The organism is Mycobacterium sp. Panama NTM2 (assembly GCF_054355555.1).
This window is the reverse complement of sequence record NZ_CM135953.1, coordinates 4735276-4750938: the sequence shown is the minus strand read 5'-3', so window position 1 is coordinate 4750938 and position 15663 is coordinate 4735276. Positions and strand designations below refer to the sequence as shown.

13 protein-coding genes are annotated in these 15663 nt (G+C 67.2%); 9 read left to right on the top strand and 4 right to left on the bottom strand.

The features are described 5' to 3' along the window. Positions 1 to 50 precede the first annotated feature (50 nt). The 6 genes from ACXYX3_RS22770 to ACXYX3_RS22745 all read left to right on the top strand — a co-directional run bounded on the left by ACXYX3_RS22770 (position 51) and on the right by ACXYX3_RS22745 (position 7276). On the top strand, positions 51 to 1331 hold the full coding sequence (locus tag ACXYX3_RS22770; RefSeq protein WP_241205454.1) for a nucleotide sugar dehydrogenase: 1281 nt from the start codon (positions 51 to 53) through the stop codon (positions 1329 to 1331). Between the two features lie 2 nt (positions 1332 to 1333). Continuing rightward, complete coding sequence (locus tag ACXYX3_RS22765) at positions 1334 to 2587, top strand: glycosyltransferase family 4 protein (protein WP_458609102.1); 1254 nt, start codon at positions 1334 to 1336, stop codon at positions 2585 to 2587. Positions 2588 to 2705: 118 nt separating this feature from the next. Beyond that, positions 2706 to 3698 carry a polysaccharide deacetylase family protein gene (locus ACXYX3_RS22760; protein WP_458609101.1) on the top strand — a complete coding sequence of 331 codons (993 nt, stop codon included), beginning with the start codon at positions 2706 to 2708 and terminating at the stop codon, positions 3696 to 3698. Next, entirely contained in the window at positions 3695 to 4912 is a 1218-nt protein-coding gene (locus ACXYX3_RS22755; protein ID WP_458609100.1) for a glycosyltransferase family 4 protein, read from the top strand. The genes ACXYX3_RS22760 and ACXYX3_RS22755 overlap by 4 nt, the downstream gene beginning before the upstream one ends. Beyond that, on the top strand, positions 4909 to 6432 hold the full coding sequence (locus tag ACXYX3_RS22750) for an oligosaccharide flippase family protein (RefSeq protein WP_241205458.1): 1524 nt from the start codon (positions 4909 to 4911) through the stop codon (positions 6430 to 6432). Before ACXYX3_RS22755 ends, ACXYX3_RS22750 begins: the two co-directional genes overlap by 4 nt. Positions 6433 to 6451: 19 nt before the next feature. Next, the gene (locus ACXYX3_RS22745; RefSeq protein ID WP_241205459.1) at positions 6452 to 7276 is read left to right on the top strand and encodes a polysaccharide lyase family 20 protein; all 825 of its coding nucleotides are present in this window, start codon (positions 6452 to 6454) and stop codon (positions 7274 to 7276) included. Positions 7277 to 7294: 18 nt separating this feature from the next. Here the strand turns inward: ACXYX3_RS22745 and asnB are convergent, their stop codons facing one another. Further along, positions 7295 to 9160, bottom strand: coding sequence for an asparagine synthase (glutamine-hydrolyzing) (gene asnB / locus ACXYX3_RS22740; protein WP_458609098.1), 1866 nt, complete (start codon positions 9158 to 9160; stop codon positions 7295 to 7297). A gap of 164 nt (positions 9161 to 9324) precedes the next feature. Between asnB and ACXYX3_RS22735 the strand changes: the two genes are divergently transcribed. Continuing rightward, positions 9325 to 10029: a hypothetical protein gene (locus ACXYX3_RS22735; RefSeq protein WP_241205461.1), complete on the top strand. Its 705-nt coding sequence runs from the start codon at positions 9325 to 9327 to the stop codon at positions 10027 to 10029. A gap of 31 nt (positions 10030 to 10060) precedes the next feature. Here the strand turns inward: ACXYX3_RS22735 and ACXYX3_RS22730 are convergent, their stop codons facing one another. Beyond that, positions 10061 to 10987, bottom strand: a complete 927-nt coding sequence (locus tag ACXYX3_RS22730) for an MPT63 family protein (protein WP_458609097.1) — start codon at positions 10985 to 10987, stop codon at positions 10061 to 10063. A gap of 272 nt (positions 10988 to 11259) precedes the next feature. Between ACXYX3_RS22730 and ACXYX3_RS22725 the strand changes: the two genes are divergently transcribed. Together ACXYX3_RS22725 and ACXYX3_RS22720 are read left to right on the top strand one after the other, a co-directional pair. Then, positions 11260 to 12510 (top strand): hypothetical protein, encoded by a 1251-nt coding sequence (locus ACXYX3_RS22725; RefSeq protein ID WP_241205463.1) that lies wholly within the window; start codon positions 11260 to 11262, stop codon positions 12508 to 12510. Between the two features lie 116 nt (positions 12511 to 12626). After that, complete coding sequence (locus tag ACXYX3_RS22720; protein WP_458609096.1) at positions 12627 to 13097, top strand: hypothetical protein; 471 nt, start codon at positions 12627 to 12629, stop codon at positions 13095 to 13097. Positions 13098 to 13101: 4 nt separating this feature from the next. Here the strand turns inward: ACXYX3_RS22720 and ACXYX3_RS22715 are convergent, their stop codons facing one another. Both ACXYX3_RS22715 and kstD read right to left on the bottom strand, forming a co-directional pair. Next, positions 13102 to 13962, bottom strand: a complete 861-nt coding sequence (locus ACXYX3_RS22715) for a MaoC/PaaZ C-terminal domain-containing protein (RefSeq protein WP_458609095.1) — start codon at positions 13960 to 13962, stop codon at positions 13102 to 13104. A 2-nt stretch (positions 13963 to 13964) separates the two neighbouring features. Beyond that, entirely contained in the window at positions 13965 to 15647 is a 1683-nt protein-coding gene (gene kstD / locus ACXYX3_RS22710) for a 3-oxosteroid 1-dehydrogenase (protein WP_458609094.1), read from the bottom strand. Positions 15648 to 15663: the final 16 nt, after the last annotated feature.

Sequence of the window (15663 nt, the reverse complement as noted above, 5' to 3'; positions counted from 1 at the left end):
ATCCGATGCGTCCCGCGGTCAGTGTTTTCGGACTCGGGTATGTGGGCTGTGTGAGCGCAGTCTGTCTCGCCTCGCGCCGGAACCGCGTCGTCGGCGTCGACGTCAATCTCGACAAACTCGACGCCCTCAGGCGTGGCGTGGCCCCCGTGGTCGAGGAACGTATCGGCGAGCTCACGGCGCAGGTGGTGGCCGCCGGGGATCTGATCGTGACCGCCGACGCCGCCGCCGCGGTGCTCGACACCGACCTGTCCCTGATCTGCGTCGGTACGCCGTCTGCGCCGGGCGGCGGGCTGTCCACCACCGCACTGGAGAAGGTCACCGACGCCATCGGGGCCGCACTGGCCGTGAAGGCAGGCTGGCACGTGGTCGTCTACCGCAGCACCATGGTGCCCGGCACGTGCGAGGATCTGCTCATCCCTCGCCTCGAAGCGGCGTCCGGAAAGCGTGCCGGCATCGATTTCGGAGTCTGCGTCAACCCGGAGTTCCTCCGGGAGGGTACGAGCGTACGCGACTTCTTCGATCCGGCGAAAACCGTTGTCGGCACCAATGAGTCGCGCAGCGCCTCGATGGTGCTCGGGCTCTACGACGAGCTGCCCGGGAAGCGGTTTCAGGTGCCGATCAGAGTTGCCGAGATGGCGAAATACGTCGACAACAGCTTCCACGCACTCAAGGTCGACTTCGCCAACGAGATCGGAGCGATCTGTTCGGTGTTGACTCTGGACTCCTATGACGTCATGGAGATCTTCTGTACCGACACGAAACTGAACATCAGCACCGCGTACCTCAAACCGGGCTTCGCTTTCGGCGGATCCTGCTTACCCAAAGACGTTCGCGCACTGACTCACACCGCGCGACAGAATGACCTCGACGTCCCGCTTCTGGCCAATCTGCTGACCTCCAACGAAAGTCAGATGCGCCGCGCGGTCGACTTGGTGCTGGCCGCGGGCCGTCGCAAAGTCGCGATCTTCGGTCTGTCCTTCAAGCAGGGCACCGATGACCTGCGTGACAGTCCACTGGTCGAACTCGCCGAGCGTCTCATCGGCAAGGGTTTCGACGTCAAGATCTATGATCCGACCGTCGTGCTGTCCCGTCTGACGGGCGCGAACCGCCAGTACATCAGCGAGCAGCTCCCTCACATCGGGGACCTGCTCAGTGATGATGCGGGCGCGGTGTTCGATCACGGCGAGGTCCTGATTGTCGGATCGCGCCGACCGGAAGTCGTCGAGGTGATCGAGCAGGCCGGATCCGACCGGTACATCGTCGATCTCGTGCGTCTGCCTGCCGCCGCGACGCTGCGCGGGACGCCGAACTATCAGGGGATCGGGTGGTGACCATGAACAGCCTGTCTCTCACCGACGCGTCGAATACCCGCCCCCGACGCCGGTCCCGCCCGCTGGATGCGGGCGGGACCGGTGTGCCGGGCCGGCGAGCGGGTCTGCGGGTGCTGATGATCGGTCCCTACCCGCTCGAACCGGGGCGTGTGCGCGGCGGCATCGAAGCGGTCACCAGCGTTCTCGTTCCGGCGCTGGCAGAACGGGACGACGTCGAGAGCATCACCGTGGTGCGTTTTCACGACGGTGACGCGCCCGTGCCCTTCCGTCGGGAGGGGGACAAGGTGGACGTTCACTACGTACGCAGTCAGCGGTGGTTACGCACCCTCACCGGCTCCTATCTCGACCTGTGCAGAGCACGCCGACTGGTGCGACGGCTTCACCCAGATGTGGTGCACGGCCAAGAAGTCGGATTGAGCGGCGCCATCGCGCTGCGCTGCAGCCCGAAGACCGCGGTCACTGTCCACGGGCTCCTGCTGTCCGACATGAGCTCTGAGGGGCACGGCATGCGGTGCCTGCGTCGAGTGCTGCGGGACGGCCTCATGCGCAGAATGCAGCAGTCGGTGCTCCGCCGCGCGAGACTCGTCATATCGATCTCGAATTGGGATGCGAGGATCCTCGACGTACCCATGCAGGGCGAACGGGTGCTGATAGCCAATCCGATCGGTGGGGAGTTCTTCAGCCTGGCACCATCGGGGCTCACGCGACCCCACATTCTCTACGCCGGGGTTTTCACCGAGCGCAAGAATCCGATCGGAGTCATCAACGCGTTCGCCCTGGCACGGGCGTTCGTGCCGTCAGCGACGCTGACGCTCGTCGGTCCCCACCCTGACCCCGATTACCTGCGAGCTGTCCGCAACAGGGTCGAGGATCTCGGCCTGCGCGGCTGTGTCGAGATCGCCGACCTGGTCGGGGTCGAGCGCATGCGCGAAGAGATCGCTGCTGCCCGAGCCGTGGCACTGTTCTCTCGGGAGGAGAACGCCCCTACGATCCTGGCCCAAGCCATGGCGGCCGGCAAGCCCGTGATCGCGAGCCGCGTGGGTGGGGTGACCGACATGGTGAGCGATGACGAGACGGGCTTCCTGGTCGACCCTGACGACGAGCCGGCACTCGCCGACGGGATGGTGAGGCTCCTCGGCGATCAGGCCCTGGCTCTACGGATGGGTTGGCGGGCACATGAGGTCGCCGTCGACCGCTTCACGGCAGCGGCTGTCGCGGAGAAGACCGTGGCAGCGTATCGAGAAGTGTTGTCGTGAGGGCGAAATGATGACCAGCATCGACGAACTGGCATCGAAACTGTTGTGCGTCAGCGGGATGGCGGCAGTGGCCCGCCGGATACACTCCCGTCAGCTTGTCATTCTCATGTTCCATGGCGTGGAGGCGGAGCCACCCAGCCCTCCGTGCGACTGGGTGATCGACGCTGCGGCACTGCGGCGAAACCTGACGTGGCTGCGCCGTCGCTACCATGTCCTGCCGCTTGCAGAGGCGCTCGAGCGGCTCGGTGACGGATCGCTGCCGCGGCGGGCCGCGGTGGTGACCTTCGACGACGGCACAGCCAACCTGCTGACCCATGCCGCACCCGTCCTGCGCGACCTCGGTGTGCCGGCAGCGGTGTTCCTCGCCACGGGTCCCATGGGCACCGCGGAATTGCTGTGGGCTGACCGCCTGTGGTTGGCATTCGCGCAGACGACCCGATCCGAGGTCGACCTCTCCTCGTTGGGTCTCGGGACACGCCCCGTGACGGCAGACATCGACCGCGCCGCCGCACGCGATGTCACCATCGCGCGGCTCAAGGAACTGCCGGATGCGCAACGTCTCGCCGAAATGCGGACCGTCCTCGAGGCTCTCGGTCAAGACTGCGCCGCCGGCGGTGAGCTCTTCCGACTGCTGTCCTGGCCGGAGGCCGGTGATCTCGCCTGCGACGGGCTGGTGAGCCTGCACCCGCACAGCGTGACGCACCCTATTCTCGCGCGCTGCGACGACGCCAAGGTGGAATTCGAGGTCGCAGAGTCGTGCCGGGCATTGAGAATCAACACCGGTCGGACGCCGACGATCTTCGCCTATCCCAACGGCGGCGAGCAGGACATCGACGAACGTACTCGGCAAGCACTGGAGCGGAACGGTATCCGGTGGGCGCTGTCCACCATCGAAGGGTTCGCGGACTCCGGATCAGATCCCTTCCTGTTGCCCCGGATCGGTGTTTCGCCGCATCAGACTTTCCCGCAGTTCGTCCGCAGAACATCGGGCCTGGCTCTGCGACCACGCCGCCGGCGCAGATCCGGCGCGCGACGACGCACCGCGGACCATGGCGGACCGGAGCCGGCGCTCGCCGTGACCGGCCACAAGTCGTGGAGTGGGCGGACGTGACGACGCTCATCGTGACAGCGACACGCGTGGACACCATGTCCAACGGAACCGATCTGAGGATCGCGCAGCTCTGCGCGCTCATTCCCGACGAGCGGCATCTGTTCGTAGCCCCGCTGCATTCTCCTCCTGAGCGACCGTCGACGATCGACCGATCGACTCTGTTCACCAGTGTCACCGAGTGCGGACCGATGCTGACCGGTCCACTCTCACCGCGCCGGCACTTCCGCCTCGACGATCTCCACTATCTGCGGCACAGTCGGGCCAGAGAATTCTCCGCCGTACGGCAACGACTCGAAGCCCTGATCGTCGAGTACGCGATCTCGCAGATCGTGGTGTTCGGGGAGGAACTTGTCGAATTGGTCGCCGACATCGACGTCGAACACGCCGTGCTCGACGTCTGCGACAGCATGGCACTGCGGCGCAGCCGCGCCTTCGGATACGCCGGCGGCTTCCGTAGCCGACGGTGGCAGGACGCAATCGATCTGATCCGGGCCCGCCGCACGGAAGCGCGGCTGCCGCAGCTGTTCGACCGGGTGGTCACCGCCAGCGACGCCGACACGACGCACATCATCGCCCTCAGCGGCACCGCGTCGAACGTGCAAACCGTGCCCAACGGCGTCGACGAGAGCTATCTCGCCGCGATGCCACCGCCGGCGGACCGCCGCGCCGTGGTGTTCTGGGGCAACCTGGACTTCGCGCCCAATGCGGATGCGCTCGCGTACTTCTTCGACGACGTGTGGTTCCCCACATTGCGTGATGCCGCGGTAGCTGTCGAGGTCGTGGGACGCAATGCCCCGCCGTGGTTGGTCGAGCTCGCTGAACGCGAACCTCTGGTTCGGTTGGCTGGTTTCGTGCCGGACCTGCGATCCACGGTGTCGCGCTACCCCGTGATGATCAACCCCATGCAGACCGGAAGCGGGGTCAAGAACAAGGTGCTCGAGGCCTTCGGTCTCGGTGTCGTGGTGGTCTCGACGCCCCTCGGGGTCGAGGCGCTCAGTGCGGTCCGCAACGGGGAGCACCTCGTCATCGCCGAGGAGAGCCGGGAGTTCGCCGCGGCGGTGCTGGAACTGCTCGATGACGCGGACTGCCGACTTCGATTGCGCACCAACGCCAATGCGCTGCTTCACGAGCATTACCGCTGGGACGTGGTCGGTCGACCGTGGCGGACCATGGTCGATGGGGGCGATGTCACCGCGGGACGAGGTCGACGGTGACTGGCACCTCCGGGGCTGATGTCGACACGCCAGATCTCAGCGGGCCGGGTTCGATGGCGGGCACGCTGCGTCGCGGTGCGGCGATATCGACGGCGATGCTGGTGTTCACCCAACTCGTATCCCTCGTTCAGACCCTCGTCCTGGCTCGGCTGCTCTCGCCGGAGGAGGTCGGCTGGTTCGCAGCCGGTACGGTGCTTTCCAGCTTCCTGATCACATTCGCAGAGGGCGGACTGGCCAATGCACTGGTGCAACGCGAGGGCAGGCTCCACGACGCGACGGTCACGGTGTTCTGGGCGACCTTGTCGACCGGTCTGGCATGGGCGCTCGTGGCGGTGGCCTGTGCGCCGTTGATCGGAAGACTGTTCGGGAGCGCGATCGTGGGATCGATCTGCGCCGTCTCGGCGGGCTCCATCGTCTTGCACGCCTTGACCTATGTGCCGGATGCCCTGTTGCAACGTCGCTTCGACTTCCGGGCCAGGTACATCGTCCAACCCGTCATCGTGGTGACCTTCGCCGTCACATCGGTGACGCTGTGCGCCAACGGCTTCGGCGTGTGGGGTCTGGTCATCGGCTCCTACTGCTCGGTCGCGGCCTGGCTTGTCGCGACGTGGACCCTGGCCGGTTTCCGCTCCGTAGCGCGGGGGCGCCCCTCGCTGGCGGTGTGGCGGGAGTTGACAGCCTTCTCGCTGCCGTTGGTCACGTGGACGATCGTCAACCGGGCCAGGGACATGATCGAGACGGCCATCGTGGGAGGTGCCCTGAACCCGACCGCGTTGGGTTTTTACCGCTACGGTCGCCGGCTGGGTGCTCTGCCGGAGGTCGCGGTGATCGACGTCGCATCCTACGTGTTGTTTCCGGCCTTCTCCCGGCTGGCCGGCGACCCGGCGCGGTTGCGTTCGGCGTTCCGCCGTGCCCTCCAGGTGCTGTGGTGTCTGACCCTGCCGGTGGCCTGCTTGATCATCGCAATCGGGGAGCCTGCGGTGGTGGTGCTGCTGGGCGAGAAGTGGAGGGGCGCAGGCGTCATGCTCGTGGCGCTGGCCGGGATCGGACCCGGAGTGGCGATGATGGCCGTCGGCATGGAATCGATCAAAGGTGTCGGGCGCACTGCGCCCCTGCACTGGGTGACGATCGTCAGTACGGCACTCGGCCTCGGACTGCTGTTCGCTCTGCTGCCCCTGGGCCTCGCCGGAGTGGGCCTGGCCCTGTCGTTGTCAACGCTTGCGGCAGGATTTCTCAGCCTGCTGCTGGCGCGTCGGCCGGTCGGCCTGACCATCGGCGAGCTCGTCCGCTTGCTGGGTCCACCGGTATTGGTGGCAGCTGCGCCGGCCGTCGGCGTCGGCCTCATCGAGCACCTGCTCATTCATGTCGACGAGCGCACGGTTTTCGTTGCCGCGCCGCTCCTGGCTCTGGAGGCCGCGGGATACCTCGCTCTCTGTGCGGTCGGACTCTCCTGGTTCGTTCCCTCGGCGTGGCATGAGATCTCCACGGTCGCACGTCAAATGCGGAATCGAAGCGCGTAGATCGGTGAAAGGAACTGCCATGGCGCAATGTCGCAGGATCTCACTCGTCGCACTGGTCACGTCTCTGGCGGTCATCGCGGGGTGTGTGAGTGGACAAGCGCTGCCGGAGGCTGCGTCGCAGACGATGTTCACCGGCGACTACTCGACGGGTGACTTCAGCCAGTGGTCGAGTGTGCAGAACAAGTCATTCAACGGACCCGGGGCAGACTACCGGCCGACGTATTCCGCCACCGTGGTCAACGATCCTGTGAAAGGGCGGGCGGCGCGATTCGAGGTGCGGGCAGGAGACTGGCCCGGCTTCGCCGGAGGGGAGCGCTCGGACGTCGGTTCTGACCAGGGTCAGACAGGCGGTACGGAGGGGCAGGTCCGGTGGTACCGCTTCTCCACGATGTTCGATCCCACTTTCCCGCAGAACCACGCCGATCTGGGCTGGGGTGTCACGAACGGATGGCATCCCGACTCCAGCGTGGGGAGTGCCGGGTTCGAGTGGGGTGTGGGCGCCAGGAACGGCTTCTGGTCTCTTGTCGTCGACGAGCAGACCCGCCCGGGGGTGTACGTGCGCGATTACACCGTCTTCGAGACGCCGTTGGACGTCGGCAGGTGGCATGACGTGATCATGCAGGTGAAGTGGTCGACCGACCCAAGTGTGGGGTGGATACGTCTGTGGCACAACGGTGTTCGTCAACTGTTCGCCGGCGGCTCGGATACCCTCGCTCTGAGCACGCTGGTCCCCGGTTCGACGAACTGCTATTACAAAGAGGGTTACTACCGAGAAGCCATGCAGCCCACAGGAATCGTCTACCACACCGGGTTCCGGGCGGCCATCGACGAGAATGGTCTGTGATCCGTAGACGAGTGCCGCTCAGCTCTGCAGGACCAGACTCGCCGGCTCGGCTCCGTCGAGGAAGATTCGCGCCCAGACGTCGAGCGTGAGGACGCTCCAGAGCTCCTTGCCGAAGTCGTAGCGACCGGCGCGGTGCAGTGCGAGAGCATGCCGCACGCGGTCGGGGTCCACCAGCGGGTCAGGCCGCGCTTCGGGCCCGAGTGTGAGCCGCTCCAATGCATCTCCGAGCCCGCCGCGAAACCACGGTCCGATGGGCACCGCAAAACCGATCTTCTTGCGCGACAGCAGCTCAGCCGGCAGGCGCCGGCTGGCGATCTCGCGGATGACGATCTTAGTGCGTCGCGGCGAGGCTTTGAGTTCACCGGGGAGGCGAGCCGCGAATTCGGCGAGCTCGTGGTCGAGCAGCGGCATCCGTCCCTCGATGGATGCCGCCATGGTCATCTTGTCGCCCCGGACGAGAAGGTTGTCCGCGAGATAGCTCTCCACGTCCAGCGCCAGCATGCGATCGAGGGAGCTCATGGTGGGGTCGATGTCCGCCAAAGCAGCTGCCAGCGGGCGCAGGTCGTTGTCCGAGAGCCCGGCCACGGGGTCGGCGCCGAACCACGCCGGCCACCGATCGTCAGGTGTCCCGGACGCCAGAGCTCTGAGTGCCATTCGAGCCCGGCGCGGTAACCGATGCCACGCGGCCAAGGTGTTCAGCCGTTCTTCGCCGAGGAGGGCACGGGCGGGCGACCCTGCGCGATGAAGCAAGGCGTCAACGCGATACTTCGGATAACCACCGAAGAGTTCGTCGCCACCCTCCCCGGACAGGACCACCGTCACGTGTTCCCGTGCCAGGCGAGACAGCGCGAGCAGCGGGATCTCGGACGGTTCGGCCAACGGTTCGTCGCGATGCCAGATCGCCTGCGGCATGAGCCGAAGGAATTCGTCGGGCCCGAGTCGCGTCTCGTGGTGGCGGGTCCGCAACGTCTCGGCCGTCGCGCGGGCGGTTGCCAACTCGTCGCCTGCCCAACTCTGGTCGAAGCCCACCGAAAAGGTCTGCACCGGCTCGTCGCAGAGCTCCGACATGAACGACAGCACGGTGCTCGAGTCCAGTCCGCCGGACAGGAAACACCCGAGCGGCACATCGCTGACGAGGCGACGCTCAACGGCGGTGCGCATCAGACCCTCCGCCTCGTCTGCGGCCTCGCCGATGGTGATCGACGCTTTTTCGTCATAGCGCAGCCGCCACCAGCGCTCGATGGACAACCCGTCATCGCTGATGATCATCTTGTGGCCGGGGGGGAGTTGCCGGACGGATCGGAAAAGGGTCCGCGGGTTCGGGACATAACGCAGAGTCAGATAGGCCTGCAGCGCTTCGTCATCCACCTCTGCAGAAACACCCGCGGCCAGTAGGGCTTTGATCTCCGAGCCGAAGACGACCTCACCGCCCCTGCGTGAGTAGTACAGCGGCTTCTTGCCGAAGCGGTCGCGGGCCACGAGGAGCCGGCGACGGTTGTCGTCCCACAGCGCCACCGCGAACATGCCCACGAGTCGATGGAGCACGTCATCGCCCCACTCCTCGTATCCGTGGACGAGAACCTCTGTGTCGCAGTGAGTTGTGAACCGGTGGCCGTGGCGCTCGAGCTCGGTCCGCAGTTCGCGAAAGTTGTAGATCTCGCCGTTGAAGACGACGGCGACCGTGCCGTCCTCGTTGAAGATCGGTTGGTCGCCGCCGCTCAGGTCGATGATCGCCAACCGGCGCATTCCCATCGAAATCCGATGTCGGTGAAAGCTTCCGTCGCCGTCAGGGCCACGGTGCACGATCGTCGTCAGCATGCGCTCGAGTCGCTGCGAGCGCGCGTCGAGCTCACCGTCACTCCAGATGCCGCAGATGCCACACATCAGTGGCCACCGCAGCGTGATGTTCCCCCTCGAGGTGTTTCCCCCACACCGGGATTCTGTCAAGCTTCGATGGGCGGCGCCACGCCTCGACGCGTATTCGATGGCCTTGATGCCACGCCGAACGGTCCTACACCGCGTGCGGAACGTCATCTAACCTTGACGGAATGAGTTCCGACGCGCCGCAACCCGACGACGAGGACACCGGGCCGCTGCAGATCGGCTCGCCTGTGCCGCCGTCGGCGCGGGCGGATCGTCGGTTCGATGCCCCGCTGTCGGTGAATCCACGGCCCGTGCACCGCAACAACCGGCCGTTGGTTCTGATTGCGGTCGCCACCGTCGCAGTGGTCGGGCTCGGGGTCCTCGCGTGGCTGTTCTGGCCGTCGTCGCAGGGCTCGGATGCCGCGGACGGTGCTGCTGCGGCGACGTCGCCGACGGAGACTCCCGAACAGGCGCAGGCACGGTTGATGCGGATGCTGCCGCCGGGGTACGCCCCGGACTCCTGTGAGACGGTGGTGCCCGCGCAGGGGGCACTGGCCCAGGTCAGCTGTGGCCAGAACACCGATGCCGGTGGTCCGCTGACGGCCACCTACACGCTGGCTACCGACAAGGCTGCCGCCGAGGACCTGTTCGACAACATCGTGGCCACGTCATCGGTGGTCGATTGCCCGGGCAACATCCAGTCGCCTGGACCGTGGCGGCGCAACGCGACCCCGCAGCAGACAGCGGGAACGCTGGTGTGCGGATTCCAGCAGAGCAAGCCGACGGTCGGCTGGAGCACCGACGCGAACCTGCTGATCAGTCAGGTGCAGTCCGGGCCGACGGGCCCCAACATGGTCCAGCTCTACACCTGGTGGGCATCGCACTCCTAGCGGAGTTCGCGGCCCACCAGCTGAGGTGCTGTCAGGACGGCGGGGGCACCACGACGGTGGTCGTGGCCGGGCTCTGCATCGGTGCGGGGCTACCGCTGCTGCCTTCGGGCAGCGGGGTGCCCGAACTGCCCTGAGGCGCCGGGCTCACTGCGGCGGGTGCCGGCGCCGGAGTGGCCGCGGCGGGCACCGGAGCGGGGCTGGCCGGAGCCATCTCGGCGGGCATCGGAGTTCCGGCCTCACCCGCCGGCAGCGGTGTCCCGGCGCTACCCGCAGGCAACGGAGTGCCCGAGCTGCCCTGCGGCAGCGGTGTGCCCGCGCTGCCCGCAGGCACGGGGGCGGGCGTCTCGGTGGCCGAGGCAGGAGCTGCGCCCGGGGTGGGCGGCGTCGACGTGGTAGCGGTCTCCGGGGTGGCCGTCTCGGCGGCGCCGGAGGACGTGGAGCCCGACGATGCAGGGGCGCTGTAGCCGCCCGTTGCGGGCGCCGGCGGTGGCGGCGGGGGCTCCACCCACAGCAGCAGCTGGTCGGGACCGCCGTCGGAATAGAAGACGCTGTCGGGCTTTTCACCTGTCACGTCGAAGTAGATCTTGCCGGTGGTCTTCTCGCCCTGCGCCAGCGTCGAGGGGTTCACGCCCTGAGGTGCGGCCACGGTGAACAGCACCCGGTAGGTGTCACCGTTGCGGGCGCGCGCATTGAGATTGGACACGATGGGTGTGACCGACCCGGCGATCGCTTCGTCGGTGGCGGTGGCTTCCCACAGCGTGCCGACGGCCTGATAGGGGATCATGTCGCTGCTGGGCTTGAGGCCGGTGATCGTCCAGTGCTGCACGACGTTGCCGTTGACGAGTTCACCGGGCTGGCCGAGGTACTGCACCTCCGCGTCAGCCGACGCGATCGGTGCCCCGGAAACGCCGATCGCAGCCGCTGCGGCGGCAGCGATCACTGCGGGCTTGAATTTCACTGGATTGTCCTCCCGACTTTCTTTGGGCGAGCAGCGAGATACACCTCACGAGCAACCTAACAGCTCCCAGAAGCACCCCCGCGCACCAATTTGTTCGATGAGGTGGCTTCGGCCTTAGCGGACAGTCGAACTGAGCTGGCGGCATCGAGCGCAACGGGCATGCCGACACGACCGCGAGCAGCAAATCTCGTGATTGACGTCGGAACGGGCCCCCGACGGACTATCGTCCCCGGCTGACGGGGATTTCGATCACGAACAGGGGATCATTTTTCATGGGCAAGCACTCCAAGAGCGGCGCACGGTCGATGTCGGTGCGCACCTATCTCGCGGCGGGGGTCACTGCGGGCGTGACCAGCGTCGCGATGGCCGGCATCGGCACGCTGATGCTGGACTACGACGCCGCGCCGGCGCAGGTGACGCATCAGATCCAACTCGTGAACGACGAGCACGTGCTGTGGTGGGCGCAGGTCGGCCATAAGAGCAAGAAGGTCAACGCGGCCGACGCCCCGAGCGCCCCGGTGAAGCCTGCGCTGCGGCCGATGATCGGTGAGGGCGGCTGGCTCTATGGAGACGGTGTCGACGCCGCCGCCGACTGCACCGGCGCCGCGTGCAACGGCGGCGACGCCGGTCTGCTGGGCGGCAACGGCGGAAACGGGGCCAATGGCGGCTCCGGTGGGAACGCGGGCAAGTGGTTCGGCAACGGCGGTAACGGCGGCGACGGTGTCGACGCGGCCGCTGACTGCACCGGCGCTGCATGCAACGGCGGCGCCGGCGGCGCGGGTGGCGCCGGCGGCAAGTTCGGTGGCAACGGCGGCAACGGTGGTAACGGCGGCAAGGGTGTGAACAACACCGCCAACGTCGTCGACGACCCGGCAACCAAGGACAAGGACGAGTCCGCCGTCAACAACGCCTTCGGCGGTAACGGTGGTGCCGGCGGCTCCGGTGGCCGATGGGGCGGCAAGGGCGGCAACGGTGGCAACGGTGGCAGCGCCGCCTCCGCCAACGGCTCGTCGCAGGGCGGCAAGGGCGGCGCCGGTGGCGACGGCGGTGAGGTCGGCAAGACCACCGCCGGTAACGGTGGCAACGGCGGCAGCGCCGACACCACGGGCACCGACGAGATCGCCGTCGGTGGTAACGGTGGTTCCGGCGGTCGCTCGGAGAACGGCACCGGCGGTGCCGGTGGCACCGGTGGCGCCGCGACCGGCAACAACGACAACGACACCTACGGTGGCGACGGTGGTTCCGGCGGCAGTACCAAGAACGGCCAGGCCGGCGCCGGCGGCGCAGGCGGCAACGCCGGCGCGGCCGGGGGAGACGCGACCGGCGGTGACGGCGGCGACGGCGGTGGCGCGACCGGCATCGTCGGTAAGGGCGGCGACGGCGGCAAGGGTGGCAACGGCACGTCCGCAACCGGCACCGGCAAGGGCGGTGCCGGTGGCACCGGCGGCGGCGGCGGCTTCGCCGGAAAGTCCGGCAACGACGGCGCCGACGGCACCGGCAGTGGGACCGGTGCCTCGACCTAACCGGCACGGTTGAGCATCAGCCGGGTGTCGACCACGGTCGGCACCCGGCTGATTGCTGTGCGCTCTCGTCAAAGTCGCTGGCTGCCAACCTGATTGGATGGTCTATCATCGCTGGCATGTCTGACACCAAACCGGCGTGGATGGCCCCGGCCGCGCTCGTCGTCGCCGTCGTCGCGCTTGCCCTCGCCGCATGGGGGCTGCTGCGCCCGTCGTCGACCGACAGCGCGAACACCGCTGCGCTCCCGTCCACCGGTGACGCCAAGACCGAGATCTGTCAGGCGTTCACCACGGTGCGCAACGCGGTGTCACTGCAGACCAACGCGAATCTCGGCACCGACAAGGTCGCTCGTCAGGCAGTGGCCGCGAATGCGCGGCTCGCCACACTCGGAGGCGGCCAGTACCTGCTCTCCCGGCTCAACGCCGCTGTGCCCGGTGATCTGGCCGACGCGGTGCGGTCGTTCGCCAACGATCTCACCTACATCGGCATGGGCCAGCTTGCCGGCGCCCCCGGCGACGACCCCGCCCAGGCCCAGCGGCAGCAGAGCGCGCAGGACACCGCGACGAAGATCGACGAGATGTGCCGCTAGCCAATCAGGCAGGCACGAAGTCGACACCGGCCAGTGCTACGGCGTCATCGCGTTCCGGCGCGGTGACCACCGCCCGATAGGCTCCGGCGTCCTTCCAGACGCTGACCTTCAGCGTCTCGCCGGGGAACACGACACCGGCCATGCGCGCGCCGTAGGACTTCAGGGCAGCGACATCGCCGTCGAGCAGGTTGTCGACCAGCGCCTTGCAGGTCATTCCGTAGGTGCACAGCCCGTGCAGGATCGGGCGTGGAAAGCCTGCTGTCGCAGCGAATTCCGGGTCCGAATGCAGAGGGTTGCGATCGCCGCACATGCGGTACAGCAGTGCCTGCTGCGGTGAGGTGGGCAGCGTCAGTTCGATGTCGGGCGCACCTTCGGGCGCCGCGGACGATCCCGACGGGCCGCGGTCGCCGCCGAAGCCGCCCTCACCGCGGGCGAAGATCGAGCGCTTCTGCGTCCACAGCGGGGTTCCGTCAGCGTCTTTGACCTCGGTCTCCGACCAGATCACCGCGGCCTTGCCCTTGTCCCAGATCTCGGTGAACCGGGTGACCGCGGTGGCCGTCCCCGACGGCGGGATCGGACCGGGCACGGTCACCGCCTCGCTGGCGTGCAACACCTTGGACAGCTCGATGTCGATGCCGGGGAACTTCACCACGGGGGGTTCGGTCAGGTGGAAGCTCTGCGCGACATTGCCGAAGGTCGGCAGCACCTGCGGTGTGCCGTCGGTCAGATAGCGCAACTCGCGCGGATCCATCGGATCGGCACCCGCACCGAGCCCGAGATGATAGAGCTGCACATCGCTGCTGCTCCAGGAGAATTCGACCGGCGGCAGTTCGGCACCGATCGCCTCGTCGAGGTTGATGGGCATGGCTACTCCTTGCCGGCCAGGTGCCGTGCCGCGAGGTACCCGAAGGTCATCGCGGGGCCGATGGTGCCGCCGGGTCCGGGATAGGTGTGCCCCATCACCGGGGCGCTGACGTTACCCGCCGCGTAGAGTCCGTCGATGACCGAGCCGTCGTCGCGCAGGGCACGTCCGTGGACGTCGGTGACGATGCCGCCCTTGGTGCCGAGGTCCCCGGGCACCATCTTCGCGGCGTAGTACGGGGCGTGGCTGATCTCGCCGAGGTTGGGGTTCGGCTTGTTGGTGGGATCGCCGTAGTAGCGGTCGTAGGCGCTCTCGCCGCGTCTGAAATCCTCGTCGACGCCGCTGCGAGCGAATCCGTTGAAGCGCTGCACCGTCTCGGACAGGGCCTCGACGGGTAGACCGGTCTTGGCTGCCAGCTCGTCGAGCGTGTCCGCCTTCACGATCACCCCGGATTCCATCCACTTGTTCGGAATCCGTTGCCCCGGTTGCAATCCGGCGAAGATGTAGCGGTCGCGATACTGCTGGTCGAAGATCAGCCACGCCGGGATGTTTTCGCCGGGACCCTGACCCTGCCCGTATTGCCCGCCGTACATGTGGTGGCACGCCTCGACGTACGGCATCGACTCGTTCATGAACCGCTTGCCGTTCATGTTGACGATGATCGAGCCGGGGGAGTTGCGCTCGGAGAGGGCGAACCACGGGGCACCCTTGAGTGGCACCGTGGGGCCCCACCACGCGTCTTCCATGACATCCAATGCGGCACCGAGCTTTTCGGCGGCGAGGATGCCGTCGCCGGTGTTGGCCGCCGCGCCCACCGTCCACTCGGTGGTGATCGGGGCGCGCTGGTACTTGACCCGCATCTGTTCGTTGTGCTCGAAACCGCCGCTGCCCAGGATCACCCCGCGCCGGGCCCGGATCAGCGTCGGCTCTGCGCTCTCGGGTTCGGCAGTGTTGCGCACATAGATGCCGCGAACCACCCCGTCTTCGACGTGGAGGTCCGTCATCGCGGTGTTCAGCTGCACCGGCACCCCCGCCTTCTGCAGGCCGATGCGCAGCGGCGCGATCAACGCGCGACCCATGCCCACGAGGTTCTTGCCGGTGGCCTGCGCCCACATCGTGCGCGCGCCGACCTTCAGGCTGCGCAGCACCCCGCGGGGATGACGCTTGAGTTGGTTGAGCCGCACGTAGTCCTGCTGCATCACCACCACGTTGAGCGGCACCTTGCCGTACGGGGGTTCCAGGCCCTTCATGTCGGGTCCCAGCTTCTTGGCGTCGAACGGCTTCGGTTCCACCGATCGCCCGGTCGACTTGCCCCCGGGTGCCTCGGGGTAATAGTCGGAGTAGTTCGGCACCCAGCAGAGCTTCAGCGGTGAGTGCTCGAGCACGAATGACAGCATCTCCGGACCGCGGTCGAGGTAGGTGTCGATCTTCTCGGCGGGCACGACGTCGCCGATGATCGAGTGCAGGTAGGTGCGGGCGGCCTCGCGGGTGTCGCTGACCCCGTCCCGCTCGAGAACCTCGTTGTTCGGAATCCACACCCCGCCACCCGAGCGGGCGGTCGAACCACCATAGTGCGGAGCCTTCTCGACGACTATCGTCGAGAGGCCCTGATGAGCGGCCGTGAGGGCGGCGACCATACCTGCGGCGCCGCTGCCCACCACGACGACGTCATACTCCTGCTCGGTCATGTAGAACACGTTATAG

Coding starts and splice junctions, on each gene's coding strand:
- ACXYX3_RS22765 (WP_458609102.1), top strand. CDS start 1,334: ATGAACAGCCTGTCTCTCACCGACGCGTCGAATACCCGCCCCCGACGC.
- ACXYX3_RS22735 (WP_241205461.1), top strand. CDS start 9,325: ATGAGTTCCGACGCGCCGCAACCCGACGACGAGGACACCGGGCCGCTG.
- ACXYX3_RS22725 (WP_241205463.1), top strand. CDS start 11,260: ATGGGCAAGCACTCCAAGAGCGGCGCACGGTCGATGTCGGTGCGCACC.
- ACXYX3_RS22720 (WP_458609096.1), top strand. CDS start 12,627: ATGTCTGACACCAAACCGGCGTGGATGGCCCCGGCCGCGCTCGTCGTC.
- ACXYX3_RS22745 (WP_241205459.1), top strand. CDS start 6,452: ATGGCGCAATGTCGCAGGATCTCACTCGTCGCACTGGTCACGTCTCTG.
- asnB (WP_458609098.1), bottom strand. CDS start 9,160: ATGTGTGGCATCTGCGGCATCTGGAGTGACGGTGAGCTCGACGCGCGC.
- ACXYX3_RS22715 (WP_458609095.1), bottom strand. CDS start 13,962: ATGCCCATCAACCTCGACGAGGCGATCGGTGCCGAACTGCCGCCGGTC.
- kstD (WP_458609094.1), bottom strand. CDS start 15,647: ATGACCGAGCAGGAGTATGACGTCGTCGTGGTGGGCAGCGGCGCCGCA.